Origin of the sequence: Streptomyces sp. NPDC088554, assembly GCF_044752945.1 — a bacterium.
Lineage (GTDB): Bacteria > Actinomycetota > Actinomycetes > Streptomycetales > Streptomycetaceae > Streptomyces.
Genome location: NZ_JBIVMF010000003.1, coordinates 298,055 through 313,702, shown reverse-complemented (window position 1 = coordinate 313,702; position 15,648 = coordinate 298,055). Strand labels below are relative to the sequence as shown.

Annotated in this window: 13 protein-coding genes; 7 read left to right on the top strand and 6 right to left on the bottom strand. The window is 70.8% G+C overall.

What is annotated here, in order from left to right:
- The first annotated feature begins 16 nt into the window (after positions 1–16).
- The 3 genes from ddaH (at position 17) to ACIP8W_RS05325 (ending at position 2,859) form a co-directional block, all read left to right on the top strand.
- Positions 17–793 carry a dimethylargininase gene (gene ddaH / locus ACIP8W_RS05335; protein ID WP_401953286.1) on the top strand — a complete coding sequence of 259 codons (777 nt, stop codon included), beginning with the start codon at positions 17–19 and terminating at the stop codon, positions 791–793.
- Positions 794–908: 115 nt separating this feature from the next.
- On the top strand, positions 909–1,883 hold the full coding sequence (locus ACIP8W_RS05330) for an acyl-ACP desaturase (protein WP_401953283.1): 975 nt from the start codon (positions 909–911) through the stop codon (positions 1,881–1,883).
- Positions 1,884–1,941: 58 nt separating this feature from the next.
- On the top strand, positions 1,942–2,859 hold the full coding sequence (locus ACIP8W_RS05325; RefSeq protein ID WP_402154068.1) for a chitosanase: 918 nt from the start codon (positions 1,942–1,944) through the stop codon (positions 2,857–2,859).
- 17 nt (positions 2,860–2,876) lie between these two features.
- On the opposite strand, the gene ACIP8W_RS05320 is transcribed toward ACIP8W_RS05325, so the two are convergent.
- The 3 genes from ACIP8W_RS05320 to ACIP8W_RS05310 all read right to left on the bottom strand — a co-directional run bounded on the left by ACIP8W_RS05320 (position 2,877) and on the right by ACIP8W_RS05310 (position 4,788).
- Positions 2,877–3,164: a WhiB family transcriptional regulator gene (locus tag ACIP8W_RS05320; protein WP_401953540.1), complete on the bottom strand. Its 288-nt coding sequence runs from the start codon at positions 3,162–3,164 to the stop codon at positions 2,877–2,879.
- A 220-nt stretch (positions 3,165–3,384) separates the two neighbouring features.
- Complete coding sequence (locus ACIP8W_RS05315) at positions 3,385–3,561, bottom strand: hypothetical protein (protein ID WP_402154066.1); 177 nt, start codon at positions 3,559–3,561, stop codon at positions 3,385–3,387.
- A 243-nt stretch (positions 3,562–3,804) separates the two neighbouring features.
- Positions 3,805–4,788 (bottom strand): multicopper oxidase domain-containing protein, encoded by a 984-nt coding sequence (locus tag ACIP8W_RS05310; RefSeq protein WP_402154070.1) that lies wholly within the window; start codon positions 4,786–4,788, stop codon positions 3,805–3,807.
- 227 nt (positions 4,789–5,015) lie between these two features.
- Here ACIP8W_RS05310 and ACIP8W_RS05305 point away from each other — a divergent pair, with 227 nt between their 5' ends.
- Both ACIP8W_RS05305 and ACIP8W_RS05300 read left to right on the top strand, forming a co-directional pair.
- Positions 5,016–7,526 (top strand): ThuA domain-containing protein, encoded by a 2,511-nt coding sequence (locus ACIP8W_RS05305; protein ID WP_402202047.1) that lies wholly within the window; start codon positions 5,016–5,018, stop codon positions 7,524–7,526.
- Positions 7,526–9,781, top strand: coding sequence for an OmpL47-type beta-barrel domain-containing protein (locus ACIP8W_RS05300; RefSeq protein WP_402202001.1), 2,256 nt, complete (start codon positions 7,526–7,528; stop codon positions 9,779–9,781). The genes ACIP8W_RS05305 and ACIP8W_RS05300 overlap by 1 nt, the downstream gene beginning before the upstream one ends.
- A 91-nt stretch (positions 9,782–9,872) precedes the next feature.
- On the opposite strand, the gene ligD is transcribed toward ACIP8W_RS05300, so the two are convergent.
- Entirely contained in the window at positions 9,873–10,889 is a 1,017-nt protein-coding gene (gene ligD, locus ACIP8W_RS05295; RefSeq protein WP_402201999.1) for a non-homologous end-joining DNA ligase, read from the bottom strand.
- Positions 10,890–11,022: 133 nt separating this feature from the next.
- Between ligD and ACIP8W_RS05290 the strand changes: the two genes are divergently transcribed.
- Positions 11,023–12,102: an ATP-dependent DNA ligase gene (locus ACIP8W_RS05290; RefSeq protein WP_402201997.1), complete on the top strand. Its 1,080-nt coding sequence runs from the start codon at positions 11,023–11,025 to the stop codon at positions 12,100–12,102.
- 75 nt (positions 12,103–12,177) lie between these two features.
- Positions 12,178–14,256: an MDR family MFS transporter gene (locus ACIP8W_RS05285; protein WP_402201996.1), complete on the top strand. Its 2,079-nt coding sequence runs from the start codon at positions 12,178–12,180 to the stop codon at positions 14,254–14,256.
- Here the strand turns inward: ACIP8W_RS05285 and ACIP8W_RS05280 are convergent.
- A complete protein-coding gene (locus tag ACIP8W_RS05280) occupies positions 14,253–14,672 on the bottom strand; it encodes a YchJ family protein (RefSeq protein WP_401953261.1) in 420 nt (139 codons plus the stop codon). The two genes, ACIP8W_RS05285 and ACIP8W_RS05280, sit on opposite strands and share 4 nt — an antisense overlap.
- Positions 14,673–14,791: 119 nt before the next feature.
- On the bottom strand, positions 14,792–15,562 hold the full coding sequence (locus tag ACIP8W_RS05275; RefSeq protein WP_401953258.1) for an IclR family transcriptional regulator: 771 nt from the start codon (positions 15,560–15,562) through the stop codon (positions 14,792–14,794).
- Positions 15,563–15,648 lie beyond the last annotated feature (86 nt).

The window sequence follows — 15,648 nt, the reverse complement described above, 5'->3', positions numbered from 1 at the left end:
TCCGGAGAGTCCCGCCATGCCCAGCCAGAAGGCCCTGGTCCGCCGTCCGAGCCCGCGTCTCGCCGAGGGGCTGGTCACCCATATCGCGCGTACCCCGGTGGATCCCGCGCTCGCGCTCCGGCAGTGGGAGCGGTACGTGTCGACGCTGCGCGCGCACGGCTGGGAGACCGTCGAGACGGCACCCGCCGACGACTGCCCGGACGGGGTGTTCATCGAGGACACCGTCGTGATGTTCCGGAACGTGGCCCTGATATCCCGGCCCGGCGCCCTCTCGCGCCGGCCGGAGACGGCCGCCGTGGAGGAGGAGCTGGTCCGGCTCGGCTGCTCGGTGAACCGGGTACGCGAGCCGGGCACCCTCGACGGCGGCGATGTCCTCAAGACCGGCGACACCCTCTATGTCGGCCAGGGCGGCCGGACCAACGCGGCGGGGGTGCGCCAGTTGCGGGCCGCCTTCGAGCCGCTGGGGGCGCGGGTCGTCGCCGTACCGGTGCGCACGGTGCTGCATCTGAAGTCCGCGGTGACGGCCCTGCCGGACGGCACGGTCATCGGGTACGAGCCGCTGGTGGACACCCCGTCGCTCTTCCCTCGCTTCCTGCCCGTCCCCGAGGAGTCCGGCGGCCATGTGGTGCTGCTCGGCGGCGGGAAACTGCTGATCGCGGCAAGCGCCCCGAGGACGGCGGAGCTGCTCGCCGGGCTCGGCTACGAGCCGGTTCCGGTCGACATCGGCGAGTTCGAGAAGCTCGAAGGGTGCGTGACCTGTCTCTCCGTACGCGTGCGTGAGCTGCACACATAACAGAGCGTAAGAGGCTTTCGCGGAACCCGGCTTGGCCTTCGGCTTATCGCACCCTTAACCTACGGTGTCGTAACCTACGAACCCGTAGGTTTACCTCCCGTCCCCAGGAGCACCCGTGTCGATCACCTCTCCCCACCTCGGCAGTTCGGACGCGTGGACGGACGCGCGTCTGCTGTTCGCCCTGGAAGAGGTGGTGGAAAAGGAACTCAACCGCCATCTCAAGGTCGCCAAGGACTGGATGCCGCACGAGTACGTGCCCTGGTCGGACGGCCGCAACTTCCCCGGCTTCTTCGAGGACGGCGAGGCATGGGACCCCGAGCAGTCCAAGGTCACCGAGATCGGCAAGATCGCGCTGGTGGTCAACCTGCTGACCGAGGACAACCTCCCCAGCTACCACCACGAGATCGCCTCCCTCTTCGGCCGCAACGGCGCCTGGGGCACCTGGGTGCACCGCTGGACCGCCGAGGAGGGCAGGCACGGCATCGTGATGCGCGACTACCTGCTCGCCTCGCGCGCCGTCGACCCGGACAAGCTGGAGCAGTTCCGGATGGCGCACATGGCGGAGGGCTACGAGTCCGACAACCGGCACTCCATGCTGCACTCCGTCGCGTACGTCGCCTTCCAGGAGCTGGCGACCCGGGTCTCCCACCGCAACACCGGACACCAGTCGGGCGACCCGGTCTGCGACCGGATGCTCGCGCGGATCTCCACCGACGAGAACCTGCACATGGTCTTCTACCGGAACCTGCTCGGCGCCGCCTTCGAGATCGCCCCCGACCTGACCATGCAGTCGGTCCGCGATGTCGTCGTGGACTTCCGGATGCCCGGCCACGGCATGCCCGGCTTCGAGCGGGCCGCCGCGCAGATGGCCATCGGCGAGGTCTACAACATGCGGATCCACCACGACGACGTGCTCCAGCCGGTGCTGCGCTACCTCAAGGTCATGGAGATCAGCGGCCTCGGCCCCGATGGGCTCAAGGCGCAGGAGGAACTGGGCCTGTACATGGGCGGGTTGAACGCCGAGGCCAGCAAGTTCGACGAGAAGCTCGCCGCCCGCAAGGCCCGGATGGCGGCCCGCGCCGCCGGCTGAGCCCCCTCCGGGGAAGAGGACCGGGTGGGCGTACGCCTCGCGTCGTACGCTGTGGCGGGTGAAACCTGCCACCCGCCTCTTCCTCATCGGCTCTCCCGTGGTCGTCGCCGCCGCTGTCCTCTTCGGCAGTGGCGGCTCGGGGGTGCTCGCCGACCATCCGCCCGAGCTCCCGGCGGGGAGCGCCACTCCCCCGCCGTTCGCCGCCCTTCCGCCGGACGAGCGGAAGGAGACGGAGAAGCGGATCGAGGCGATGGGACCGGGGCTGGCCGACCCCCGGAAGAAGGAGATCGCCGCCAGGATCCTCGCCAGCGCGGAGAACTCCACACTCGACTGGCGCGGCCAGTACGGGACGATCGAGGACGTCGGCGACGGAAACGGCTACACGGCCGGGATCATCGGCTTCTGCTCCGGTACGAACGACATGCTCCAGCTCGTCGAGGCGTACACCAAGAGCCATCCGGACAATCCGCTCGCGCCCTACCTCCCGGCGCTGCGCGAGGTCGACGGCACCGACTCGCACGAGGGCCTGGACCCCGGTTTCCCGGCGGCCTGGGCGCGGGCGGCCAAGTCCGCGGACTTCCGCGAGGCGCAGGACCGCACCCGGGACCGGCTCTACTTCGATCCGGCCGTCCGGCTGGCCAAGCTGGACGGCCTCGGCACACTCGGCCAGTTCATCTACTACGACGCGATGGTGCTGCACGGACCGGGGCTCGACGCGCGGGGTTTCTACGGCATCCGGCAGGCCGCGATGAAAAAGGCGCGGACCAGGGCGGCGGGCGGCGACGAGAAGGTGTATCTCGACGCCCTGCTGGACGGGGGCCGGGCAGTGCTCAAGGCGAAGACCATCCCCGCGCAGCGCGATACGTCACGGATCGACACCGCGCAGCGGATGTTCCTGCGCGACGGCAACATGGACCTCGATCCGCCGCTGACCTGGCGGATGTACGGGGAGACCTTCCGGATCCCGCGCGGGTAAGTCCCCTGTCCGTAAGCTCAGTTGGCCGAGCGCCGCAGCTTCTGGCGTTCCCGCTCGGAGAGTCCGCCCCAGACGCCGAACCGCTCGTCGTGGGCGAGCGCGTACTGGAGGCAGGCGACTCGGCCCTCGCAGGCGCCGCAGAGCCGCTTGGCCTCCCGGGTGGAGGAGCCGGGGGCCGGGAAGAAGAACTCGGGTCCGGTCTGGGCGCACAACGCGCTTTCCTGCCAGGAGAGTTCGCTCTCCTGGCCGTCGTTCCCCGCGCGGCCGGCGGCTGTCCGGGCGGGCCGTGTGCGGTCGGACGCCATGGTGCTGGTGGTGATGTTGATCGGCATGCCGGACAGCGTGCCCCACCCCGATAAACAGTCGCTTGACGATCCGTCAACGGCCCTGCCCCGCCCGGCGGTCAGCCCGCCCCGGCCACTGCCCGCATCAGCGCGAACCCCGCTCCGTACAGGTCGCGGACCTTGGGCGAACCGGCCGATCCCCTCGATGCCCGTCGGCTCCGTCCGGACCTCGCCGCCCAGCTCACGCACCCGGGTTCACTGTAGCGTCGCATTCCGTGACGGTGAAGCAGAGCGGCCGGTGCGGCATGTCACCGGCCTCGGCCCAGTCGCTGGAGAGCGGGACGAATCCGGCGAACATCTCCTCCGGCCCCTGTCCGGCCGGGTTGACCATCCGGTACGTACCGCTGCCGTCCGCCATCGGCGTGTGAGCGCCTCCCCGCCGAAGACCGAGCCGTGGAAGTGGTAGGACAGGCCCTCGTCCGGTGTGTACAGCTCGCCCCGGCAGAAGCCGCCCGGCTCGTTGACGACGTCGAGGCCGTCTTCTCCCCGGGCCGCCAGCCCGAGAACGCGGCACCCGCCGGGTCGGTGAAGACCGCCGTCCCGGCCGGCTCCCCCCACCGCGCCCGACCGCCTTCCTTCCGGGTCTCCTCCGCCGACCGGATCACCGCGTGCCCCGGTGGTCCGGGTGGTGCGGCTCGTAGCCCGGGACCGTGCCGTCCGGCCGGGCGACCAGCAGCAGACCGGCCATGCCCATGTCGGAGTGGCTCTGGACATGGCAGTGGTACATCCAGGCGCCCGCGCCGACGCGCTCGCCCGCGATGATCTGGAAGCCGAAGGAGTCGGCGGGGCCGGTGATCTTGTTGTCGATCACCCGGCTGGGGTCGTCGGCGCCGGTGAGCAGGCCCGTTCTGTTGTCCGCCCAGCGGTGACCGTGGATGTGGAACGTGTGGTAGAACTCGCCGTGCGTGATCATGACGATCTCGACGCGGTCGCCCACGGTCGCCTCGAAGTCGGGGGGATCGGCGGCGGGTCTGTTGTTGATCGTCATGTCGTTGAAGACGATGGTGAACTGCTTGTCCGGCAGGATGTCGCCCTTCCTGCGGACCACCACGGGCCCGTAGAGGCCCTTGCGGATGCCGCCCGTGCCGTGATCCGTACCGACGACATGGTCGTGGTAATGCCAGTACCCGGCGCTGCCCGCCTGCCAGGTGCCGTCCGCGCGCGGTCCCGGGACATGGGTGCGCCAGGTGTACGTGCGGGTGGCGCCCGGCTCGACATGGCTGCCGCTCATCCGGGTGCCGTCGTTGGCGATGTCGTAGTCGACCCCGTGGACATGGAGGCTGACCGGCACGTCCGTCGTGTTCTCGAAGTCGATGTGGAGGGTGTCGCCCTCGTTCAGCTCGATCATCGGGCCGGGTACGGTCGCCGCGCCGCGCTCGAATCCGTACCCCATCCGCCCGTTCGGCAGTGTCTCGGCGTAGAGGCTGATCCGGCGTACCCGGCCGCCCGCCGGTGCGGTTCTGGGCGGGGTGTTGGCGGCGACGGCCACCGGGGCGGAGGCGGTGACGGCGGACAACGAGGCCGCCCCGGTCGCGGCGGCGGCACCGCCCGCCAGTAGTCGTCGGCTGAAGCTCCTTCTGTTCATGGGCACGATGAACTCCCCGCTGCCGTAAGGAGGTTGATGGGGCACAGAAGTCCCCGCAGACGCCACACGGTAGACGAGGACCCTTCGTTTATCCACACTCAGGACAAAGTTGGTGGAATTGCGGTCGTAGCCCTTGGCGAACCGGCAGAAGAGGTCTAGCTTCAGGCGCTGTCGCTTTGACCGAGTGTTACCCGCTTCGCTGTGACCCACGAGGGGTGAGTGAACACGTGCAGCGCGCACCACACCACAGGTCCAGAAAATCCAGCCCCGGACGATTCGGCACCGAACGATTCAGCACTCGACGACCGACGGCCGCGGTCCTGCTGGCCGGCGCTCTGACCGCGTCCCTGCTCGGCGGCGCCGCCGAGGCCCGGCCGGCCCCGGAACGGGCGCCCACCACACTGTCGCTCCCTTCCCCACCGGGCGGCGAGAACGTCAAGGTCCTGGTCTTCCACGCGTCCGCCACCGAGGAGTCCCCGGTCGTCAACGCCGGGATCGAGGCCATCGAGTCCATCGGCCTGACCGGGCCCGCCGCCGGGCGGTTCAAGACCGAGGCCACCGACGACGGCGCCGTCTTCACCGACACCGACCGGCTCGGCTCGTACCACACGGTCGTCTTCCTCACGGGCGGCGGCGATGTCCTCGACCCCGAGCAGGAAGCGGGGCTGGAAGCCTATGTGAAGGCCGGTGGCGGCTTCCTCGGCATCCATGAGGCGGCCCGTACGGAGCCGTACTCCACCTGGTTCACCGGGCTGATCGGGGCCCGGCCCACCGGCGCGGCGTCCGGTGTGCAGCGCGCGACCGTGGAGGTCGGCGACCGTATCCATCCGGCCACGAAGAACCTCCCGCTGGAGTGGAAGCGGCCCGACCGGTGGTTCAACTGGGCCAACAACCCCAGCGGTACGGTGCACACCGTGGCCCGGGTCAGGGAGAACACCTACCGCCCCGGCACCGGTGCCCATGGCGCGGACCACCCGGTCTCCTGGTGCCGTGACTACGACGGCGGCCGGTCCTTCTACACCGCGATGGGCGGTACGGCGGACGCGTACTCCGAGACCGACTTCCGCGACCATCTGCGCGGCGCCCTCCAGTGGACCAGCCGGATCTCCGCCGCCGACTGCAAGGCGACGATCGACGCCAACTACCGTGCGGAGCGCGTCACCCAGCCCAACCAGCCGGGTCGGCAGGACCAGATCGGCGAGCCGCACGGCCTGGCGACCGCGCCCGGCGGACGGGTGCTGTACATCGGCCGGGGCGGGGGCGCCGGCGGTGCCCCCGTGGTGACCGACTGGAACGACCCGGAGATCGGCAAGGGGCTCGGGCAGATCCATGTCTACGACCCGGCGACCCGGCAGGTGACCCTCGCGGGCGCGCTGACGGTGTTCGGCAACAAGGGCGGCGGCGGCGAGCTGGTCAAGGTCGAGGAGGGGCTCCTCGGGATCGAGCTGGACCCCGCCTTCGAGACCAACGGCTGGCTGTACCTGCACTACACACCGCACGCGGGACTCGACCGCGACCGACGGATCGCCGAGCGGCGCGTCTCCCGCTTCACCCTCACCCCGGCGACCGGCAAGCTGGACCTCGCCTCCGAGAAGGTCCTGCTGAAGTGGCCGGTACAGGTGCACAGTTGTTGCCACGCCGGCGGCGGGATGGCCTTCGACTCGAAGGGCAACCTCTATATCGCGACCGGCGACACCAACTCGTCCGGTTTCAGCGACGGTTACTCGGGCAACAACCCGGTCCCCACGTACAAGGGCGTGTCCTTCGCGGACGCGCGCCGTACCGCCGGGAACACCAACAACCTCAACGGGAAGATCCTGCGGATCCACCCGGAGCCCGACGGTACGGCCACCCTGCCCGAGGGAAATCTGTTCACCGGCCGGGAGCAGGCCGAGGGCGGCGGGAAGACCCGTGGCGAGATCTATGTGATGGGGGTGCGCAACCCGTCGCGGATCTCCATCGACCGGAAGACCGACGTCCTCCACGCGGCCTGGGTCGGCCCCGACGCGAGCGCGCCGTCCACGACCTGGGGCCCGGCGAAGTACGAGTCGTTCTCCGTGATCACAAAGCCCGGCAACTACGGCTGGCCGTACTGCATGGGCAACAACCAGCCCTACCGGGACCGCAATCTGCCCGATCCGGCCAAGCCGCTGGGCTGGTACGACTGCGCCGCGCCGAAGAACGAGTCACCTCACAACGACGGTCTGGTGAATCTGCCGCCCGTCACCGGCAGCAACATCTGGTACTCCCCGCAGGGCGGCGCCCCGGACTACCCGCGCGACGCGAACGGGGTGCCCAGCTACCGGGCGAGCGAGGCGACCTATCTGCTGCCGTGGCTCAAGGGCGGCGGCCAGGCCGCCATGGACGGTCCCGTCTACCGGTACGACCCGCGCGGCGGCGGCACGGAACGCTGGCCGCGGTACTGGGACGGCAAGTGGTTCGTGGGTGACTTCTACGACGCCGACAACCCGCGCCACGCGGTGCTGACCGACCCCAGGACCATGGCGAGCGGCGGTCTGCCGACCCACGCCGAGTCGCTGAAGAAGATCATCCCGATCGGCGCGGGCGGTATCCGCAATCTGATGGACTGGAAGTTCGCCCCGGACGGCTCGCTCTACGTCCTCGACTACGGGCGCGGCTTCTTCAACTCCGACGCGCAGTCCGCGCTGTGGCGTGTGACCTACCAGGGCGGCGCACCGACCCCGGCCGCCAAGGACCTGGTAAGGAGGGCGAGTTGATGATCCGGCCAAGGAGAACGCGTCCGGCCCCGCGGCTGTGGACGGCCCTGCTGGGCGCGCTGGTGCTGCTGCTGGGGCCGACCTCGACGGCGGCGTACGGGCAGGCGGGCGGCGCACATGCCGACGACGCCCGTTCCGTCCGTACCGTGGACAGCCGGGCCGCCGCGCAGGTGCTGACCTGGACGGCGGGCAACGCCATCGACCGCTATCTCGCCTTCCCGGCCACGGCGGTGGCCGGTCCGGCCACGATCGTCTTCGAGAACAGCGCGGCCACCGGCAACACCCTCGGGATGCCGCACACCCTGACCTTCGAGGTGTCCGACCCCGCGCACAACAGCGATGTCCAGCTGAACATCCTCGCCAACCCCGGTGACGACAACGGCGGGAAGTACACCGTCGAGGTCGATCTGACCCCCGGCACCTACCGCTATCACTGCGCCATCCCCGGCCACGGGCAGATGAGCGGGGTGCTCACGGTGACCGAACCGGACGGCGGCGACGACACCACCGCCCCCGGGACCGGCGCCGAGGTGACGGGCCAGCGCGACGCGGACGGCGCGTACATCGGATCCGCGACGGTCACCGTGACGGCGTCCGACAGCGGTTCCGGCGTGGCGACGACCGAGTACGCGCTCGGCGCGGACGGGCCGTGGCAGCCGTACACCGCCCCGGTGGTGATCGACCGGGTCGGCGGCCATACGGTCCGCTACCGGGCCACCGACCGGGCGGGCAACACCGCGCCCGAGAAGTCGGTGTCCTTCACGGTGGTGGCCCCGCCGACCGATGACACCACGCCGCCGGAGACCTCGGCGACGGTGAGCGGCGAGCGGGACAGCGGGGGCGGCTATCTGTCGACGGCGACGGTCACCGTCACCGCCTCGGACACCGGCTCGGGCGTCAACACCATCGAGTACGCGCTCGGCGCGGCCGGGGCCTGGCAGCCGTACACCGGCCCGGTGATGGTCCACACGCTCGGCGCGCACACCGTGCGCTACCGCGCGGCCGACCGGGCGGGCAACGTGTCGGCCGTGAAGTCGGTGTCGTTCACCGTGGTGGCGCCGCCGGTCGTGGACACCACCCCGCCGGTGACCGGGGCGACGGTGACCGGGGACAAGAACTCCAACGGCGCGTTCCTCACCAGCGCCAGGGTGACCCTCACGGCGACCGACCCCCAGTCCGGTGTGGACCGGATCGAGTACTCCCTCGACGGCGGCCCGTATCTCGCGTACACCGCCCCCGTCGTCGTCGACCGCGTCGGCCATCACACGCTCTCCTACCGGGCGACCGACCGGGCGGGCAACACCGCGCAGGCCAAGGAGGTGTCGTTCACGATCGCCCGGAGCGGCGGGGTCCCGGCACCCAACTGCCCTGAGTTCGACGAGCGGTTGACGGTCATCGTGGGCACGGTCGACACCGGGGTGCCCAACCGGGTCACCCGTAACCGGTGCACGATCAACGAGCTGATCGAGGACGAGAAGGAGTGGACCTCGCAGGCCCTCTTCCTCAAACACGTCGACAGCGTCCTCGACACACTGCGGTACGACAACGTCATCGACGACCGCGAGTTCGGCCTGATCCTGCGGGCCGCCGAGCGGTCGAGGATCGGCGCCCCGGGCCAGACCGAGGGCTATCGCGACCTCTTCGACGGCACCGTCGAGTCGCTCGACCGGTGGGAGCATGTCGGCGGGGGCCGGTTCGAACTCTCCGGGGACGGCGCCCTCACCAGCAGCGCCACGGTCGACGGCATGGGCATGCTGTGGTTCCCGCAGCGCGCGTACGGCGACTTCTCGCTCCGGCTCCAGTTCCGCGACGACGCCCCGGGCGCCGGCAACGCCAACGGCGGTGTCTTCGTCCGCTTCCCGAACGTCCACGGAAACCCACTGGAGCCCCGGCCCGAGTGGGTCGCCATCAACTACGGCCACGAGATCCAGATCCTCGACCGGCCGGACGGCGATCTCTACAAGACCGGCTCGGTCTACGGCTTCGACCGGGTGGGCCTGGGCGGCGCCGGGGTCACCCCCAAGGGCAGCTGGAACGACTACGAGATCCGGGTGGAGGGCCAGCACTACTCGGTCCTGCGCAACGGTGTCCTGATCAATGAGTTCGACAACGTCGGCGGCCAGACCTTCCACCCGGCGCGCGCGGGCGACCCGGGCACGGACGGCAGGCGGTACGCCAGGGGCTATGTCGGGCTCCAGGTCCACGGGGCGACGGACGTCATCTCCTACCGCGACATCCGCGTCAAGGAGCTGTAGCCGTACGGCGGCCAACTGGCCGTGCCCGTAAGGAGATCCGGCAAAAAACCGTGAAAGTACGGCAGTTGGGCCCGGCCCGGGGAGGCGCGCGCTACTCCTCGGGCCGGGCCCTGCTCGGCTGTACGCGCTTCGGCTCCCCCGGCATCTTCGGATAGTCCGGCGGATACGGCATGTCCCCCAGCCCGTGGTCGCGCTCGAACCGGTCGGCCAGCTCCAGCAGCCCCTCCAGGCCGAACACCTCGTCCTCCATGTCCGCGTGCACATCGCCCAGTTCGGCGTAGCGCACCGGCATCGTCACCAGGTCGAAGTCGCGCGGCTCGACCTCGTCCAGCTCCGTCCAGCGCAGCGGCGCGGAGACGGGGGCGTGCGGGTGCGGGCGTACCGAGTAGGCGCAGGCGATGGTGCGGTCGCGGGCGGTCTGGTTGTAGTCGACGAAGATCCGCTCGCCGCGCTCCTCCTTCCACCACTTGGTGGTCACCCGGCCGGGCAGCCGCCGCTCCAGCTCGTGCCCGACGGCGATGGCGCAGCGGCGTACCTCGGTGAAGGTCCAGCGCGGTTCGATCGGTACGAACACATGGAGCCCCCGGCCGCCGGAGGTCTTGGGCCAGCCGCGCAGCCCTTGTTCCGCCAGGAACGCGTGGAGTTCGTGGGCGGCCCTGACCGCGTCGTGGAAGTCCGTGCCGGGCTGCGGGTCCAGATCGATCCGGAGTTCGTCGGGGTGGTCGGTGCGCCCTCGCCGTACCGGCCAGGGGTGGAAGGTGAGACAGCCGAGGTTGACCGCCCAGAGCACGGCGGCGGGCTCGGTGGGGCAGAGCTCGTCGGCGGACCGGCCGCTGGGAAAGTCGATCCGGGCGGTGGGGATCCAGTCGGGCAGGTTCTTCGGCGCGCGTTTCTGGAAGAAGGACTCGCCCTCGACGCCCTCGGGGAAGCGCTGGAGGGTGGTCGGCCGGTCGCGCAGCGCGCGGGTGATGCCCGGCGCGACGGCGAGGAAGTAGCGCGCGACGTCCAGCTTGGTAAAGCCGCGCTCGGGAAAGTAGACCTTGTCCGGACTGGACAGCCGTACGGCCCTGCCGCCCGCGTTCAGCTCCACCGCCGCTCCTGCGCCCATGGCGCCACGGTAGGCCGGACGGACGGCGGGCGCATATCGAGCGAAGCGTATCGAGCGGGCATGTATCGAGCGGGCGCATCGACCGATCGCGCATATCGGGCGATCCCGCCCGGTGGCCAGCACAATCGGATGTATGGACCTGCCGGTGATGCCCCCCGTGAAACCCATGCTCGCCAAGTCCGTGGCCCGTATCCCGCCGGGGATGCAGTACGAGGCCAAGTGGGACGGTTTCCGGGCGATCGTCCACCGGGACGGCGACGAGGTGGTGATCGGCAGCAGGACCGGCAAGCCGCTCACCCGCTACTTCCCCGAGCTGGTCACGGCCTTCCGCGCCGAGTTGCCTGAGCGCTGTGTGCTGGACGGCGAGATCGTGATCGTCCACACGGACCGGCTGGACTTCGAGCTGCTCAGCGAGCGCATCCATCCGGCGAAGTCCCGGGTGGACACGCTCGCGGACCGGACCCCGGCGAGCTTCGTCGCCTTCGATCTGCTGGCGCTCGGCGACGACTCGCTGCTCGGCGTCGCGCAGTCGGAGCGCCGCGGCGCCCTGGAGCGGGCGCTCGGCTCCGTCGGTCCCTCGGTGTACCTCGCGCCCGCCACCACCGATATCGGGGTGGCGCGCGAGTGGTTCGAGCACTACGAGGGCGCCGGGCTCGACGGGGTGGTGGCCAAGCCGCTCGATCTGCCGTACCGGCCGGACACCCGGGCGATGTACAAGATCAAGCACGAGCGGACGGCGGACGTGGTCGTCGCCGGGTACCGCTTCCACAAGAGCGGACCCGTGGTGGGCTCGCTGCTCCTCGGCCTGTACGACACCGGGGGCGTCCTCCAGCATGTCGGGGTCTGCGCCGCGTTCTCCATGCGGCGCCGCGCGGAGCTGGTGGAGGAGCTGGCACCACTGCGCATGGAGTCGGCGCAGGGCCATCCGTGGGCGGCGTGGGCCGAGGAGTCCGCGCACGGGAGCGCCCGGCTGCCGGGGGCGCCGAGCCGCTGGTCGGGGACGAAGGACCTGTCGTGGCTGGCGTTGCGGCCGGAGCGGGTGTGCGAGGTGGGGTACGACCATATGGAGGGCACCCGGTTCCGGCACACCACCCAGTTCCGCCGCTGGCGGCCCGACCGGACGCCCGCGAGCTGTACGTACGGCCAATTGGAGGAGCCGGTGCGGTACGACCTGGCGGAGGTGCTCACGGCACGGCCGGCGGACGGTGGTTAAACCCGGCGGGGCGCGGGTTCACCGGTCCGGACGACCCCGCATGCGCCGGACGGCGCGTGGTGTGACCGTACAGGGGTGACAACTGCCAGCGGGACCAGGCCCGCCGCCGCGGCCTCCGCGCCTCCCGTGCTCGACCGGCGGCAGCGGAACATCGTCTTCGCCACGATCATGCTCGGCATGCTGCTGGCGGCTCTCGACCAGACGATCGTCGGCACCGCGCTGCCGACGATCGTCTCGGATCTGGGCGGCGCCGCCCATATGTCCTGGGTGGTCACGGCGTATCTGCTCGCCGAGACCGTCGCGACCGTACTGGTCGGCAAGTTCGGCGATCTCTTCGGCCGGAAGCTGATCTTCCAGGTCTCGGCGGTCATCTTCATCACCGGCTCGTTCCTGTGCGGTCTGGCGACCGATATGACGCTGCTGATCGCCTGGCGCGCGCTCCAGGGCATCGGCGCGGGCGGGCTGATGGTCACCGCCATGGCGCTGATCGCGGATGTCATCCCGCTGCGCGAGCGGGGCAAGTACCAGGGCGCGATCGGCGCGGTGTTCGGGGTCGCCACGGTGATCGGTCCGCTGCTCGGCGGGGTCTTCACCGACAATCTGAGCTGGCGCTGGTGCTTCTACGTCAATGTGCCCATCGCCATCGCCGTGGTCGTCGCGGCGGCCCGTACCATCCCGTCCGTCACATCGGGGACGCGTCCCGTCATCGACTATCCGGGGATCGCGCTGGTCGCGCTGGGGGCGAGCGCGCTGATCCTGGCGACGAGTTGGGGCGGCAACCAGTACGCGTGGGGCTCGCCCGTCATCCTGGGGCTGTTCGCGGGCGGGGTCGTCGCGCTCGCGCTGTTCTGCCTGGTGGAGACGCGCGCCGCCGAACCGATGCTGCCGATGCGGCTGTTCCGCAATCCGGTGTTCGGGGTCTGCTCGGTGCTGAGCTTCATCGTGGGGTTCGCGATGCTCGGCGCGATGACGTTCCTGCCGACGTACCTCCAGTACGTGGACGGCGACTCCGCGGTCGTCTCGGGCGTCCGTACGCTGCCGATGGTGTTCGGGCTGCTGGCCGCCTCGGTCTTCAGCGGCAATGTGGTCAGCAGGACGGGCGCCTACCGGATGTTCCCGATCATCGGCTCGCTGGTCATGGCGGGCGGGCTCTATCTGCTCTCCCGGATGGGCCCGGACTCGGGGGTCTGGCGGGAGTCCGGGGCGATGCTGGTGCTGGGGGTGGGCATCGGGCTCTGTATGCAGGTGCTGACGATCGCCGTGCAGAACACCGTGGAGTACGCCGATCTCGGTACGGCCACGTCCGGGGTCACCTTCTTCCGTACGCTGGGCAGCGCGTTCGGGACGGCGGTCTTCGGGACGATCTACGCCAACTCCCTCAAGCCGAACCTGAACACCGGTATCGCCGAGGCGGTACGGGCGGGCGGCCCCGGCACCGATCCGGCGCTGGTGTCGAAGGCGGCACAGAACCCGGAGGGGCTGCACAGGCTGCCCGGCGCGCAGGCCGGGCCGGTGATCCAGGCGTACGCGGACTCGCTCCACACGGTCTTCCTGTGGACCGTGCCGGTGGCGCTCCTCGGATTCGTGGTGGCGCTCTTCCTGAAGCAGGTGAAGCTGCGCGACTCGGCGCGGGCCGGCTCCACCGACATGGGCGAGGGGTTCGCCTCGCCCGGCTCCGGCGACTCGGCCCGGCTGCTGGAGTTGTCGATCGCGAAGATCCTGCGATCGGCCGGTCCCGGCACCGCGCGCGGGATCATGCTCTCCGCCGACACCCGGCTGGACCTCGCCGGGGCCTGGGCCGTGATGCAGGTCGAGCTGTTCACCCGGATGGTCGGCCACGCGAGCCTGGGGCTGATCGCCGGGCGCCACCGGGTGCCGCCCGAGGTACTGCTGCCGGTCTTCGACCGGATGGTCGACGAGGGCTATCTCAGCAGGACCGGGAATCTGCTCTCGCACACGGAGGCGGGCAGGCGCGAGGCCGCCCTGATCACCCGGGCCTGGGGGCACTGGCTCAACGAGCGGCTGGACGCCGACCGGGGGCGGCCCAGCGGCGCCGAGCTGCGGCGCGCGGTCGACGCCATCGCGAAGCGGCTGCTGGCCGAGGACCTGGCCCACGATCTGTCGGCCGGCGCCACGGTCGCGTCGGGGTCCTAGAAGGTGCCGTCCACATAGACCCAGGCGCCCTCGTGGCGCGCGAAGCGGCTGCGCTCGCACAGGGCGCCGTCCTCGCCGTCCTGCCGGAAGCGGGCGCGGAAGGTGACCGTACCGGAGGTGTGGAAGGCGCTGCCGTCGGTGGTGTCCAGGATCTCCAGCCCCGTCCAGCGCGTTGCCGGGTCGAGATCCAGCTCCGCCGGGCGGGTCGCCGGGTCCCAGGTGCGCAGCAGGTACGGCGCGTCGAGGACGGCGAAGGCGCTGTAGCGGGAGCGCATCAGCAGCTCGGCGCTGGGGGCGGTGGCCGCGCCCGTGTGGAAGCGCCCGCAGCAGACGCCGTACGCGGCGGGCAGCCCGCACGGGCAGGGCGCGGCGGCGGGGGTGCGGGTCCGGCCGGTGCGGACGGTGCGTCGTGCCATGTGCTGCGGTGCTCCCGGGATCGGTCCGTACGGGCGGGCGGGGCCTGGCCGTACCGGGGGCGCCACCCGTACGTACCAGCCTAGGGGCTGTTCGGAGCCGGTCGGACGGGCGGGGCTGCTCAGCGCCTGCCCCGGTGGCCGAGGCGCGCGGAGAGCGCGGCGGCGCCCTTCAGGGCCAGCCGGGCCAGCTCCTCCTCGCGCTCGTCGCTCCACCGGATCATCGGTACGGAGATGGACAGCGCCGCGACGACCCGGCCCACCCGGTCCCGTACCGGCGCGGCCACACAGCTCACGTCGGGGTTGGACTCGCGGTGCTCGGCGGCGAAGCCGCGCTCCCTGATGCCCGCCAGCTCCCTGCGCAGCTGCACGGGGTCGGTGATGCTGTCGGGGGTCATCGCGATGAACGCGTGCGTGGCGATGCGGGCTTCGAGGTCGGGTTCGGGCAGCGAGGCGAGCAGCATCTTGCCGACCGAGGTGCAGTGGGCGGGCAGTCTGCGCCCGGCCGCGGAGACCATCCGGACCGCGTGGGTGGAGTCCATCTTCGCGATGTAGATGACGTCGGTGTCCTCCAGGATCGCGACATGGACGGTCTCGTCGCAGGTCTCGGCGATCTCGCGGGCGACCTGACGGCCCTCGGCGGCCAGGTCGAGCTGTTCCGCGTACCGGCTGCCGAGCTGGTAGGAGCGCACGCCGAGCCGGTAACGGCCGGGCTGGCCGGGCACGGGCGCCAGATACGAGCGGGCCGAGAGCGTGGTGAGCAGTTCGTGCACGGTGGTGCGCGGCAGCTGGAGTCTGCGAATGACATCGGGCGCGGAGAGCGTGCCGTCGCCCTCCAGGAACAGTTCGAGTATGTCCAGGGCCCGCGTCACCGCGGGGACCAGCCGTCCCACGACCGACCACCCACCCCTCACGTTCGGTACTTCGACCATCGGCCGATATGACGAACACAGACTAACTGGCGCGCTACCCATTGACA

What these genes read in the sequence shown, in the direction of transcription:
- ddaH (WP_401953286.1), top strand. Translation starts at nt 17, where the DNA reads ATGCCCAGCCAGAAGGCCCTGGTCCGCCGTCCGAGCCCGCGTCTCGCC.
- ACIP8W_RS05320 (WP_401953540.1), bottom strand. Translation starts at nt 3,164, where the DNA reads ATGGCGTCCGACCGCACACGGCCCGCCCGGACAGCCGCCGGCCGCGCG.
- ACIP8W_RS05315 (WP_402154066.1), bottom strand. Translation starts at nt 3,561, where the DNA reads ATGGCGGACGGCAGCGGTACGTACCGGATGGTCAACCCGGCCGGACAG.
- ACIP8W_RS05310 (WP_402154070.1), bottom strand. Translation starts at nt 4,788, where the DNA reads ATGAACAGAAGGAGCTTCAGCCGACGACTACTGGCGGGCGGTGCCGCC.
- ACIP8W_RS05300 (WP_402202001.1), top strand. Translation starts at nt 7,526, where the DNA reads ATGATCCGGCCAAGGAGAACGCGTCCGGCCCCGCGGCTGTGGACGGCC.
- ligD (WP_402201999.1), bottom strand. Translation starts at nt 10,889, where the DNA reads ATGGGCGCAGGAGCGGCGGTGGAGCTGAACGCGGGCGGCAGGGCCGTA.
- ACIP8W_RS05290 (WP_402201997.1), top strand. Translation starts at nt 11,023, where the DNA reads ATGGACCTGCCGGTGATGCCCCCCGTGAAACCCATGCTCGCCAAGTCC.
- ACIP8W_RS05280 (WP_401953261.1), bottom strand. Translation starts at nt 14,672, where the DNA reads ATGGCACGACGCACCGTCCGCACCGGCCGGACCCGCACCCCCGCCGCC.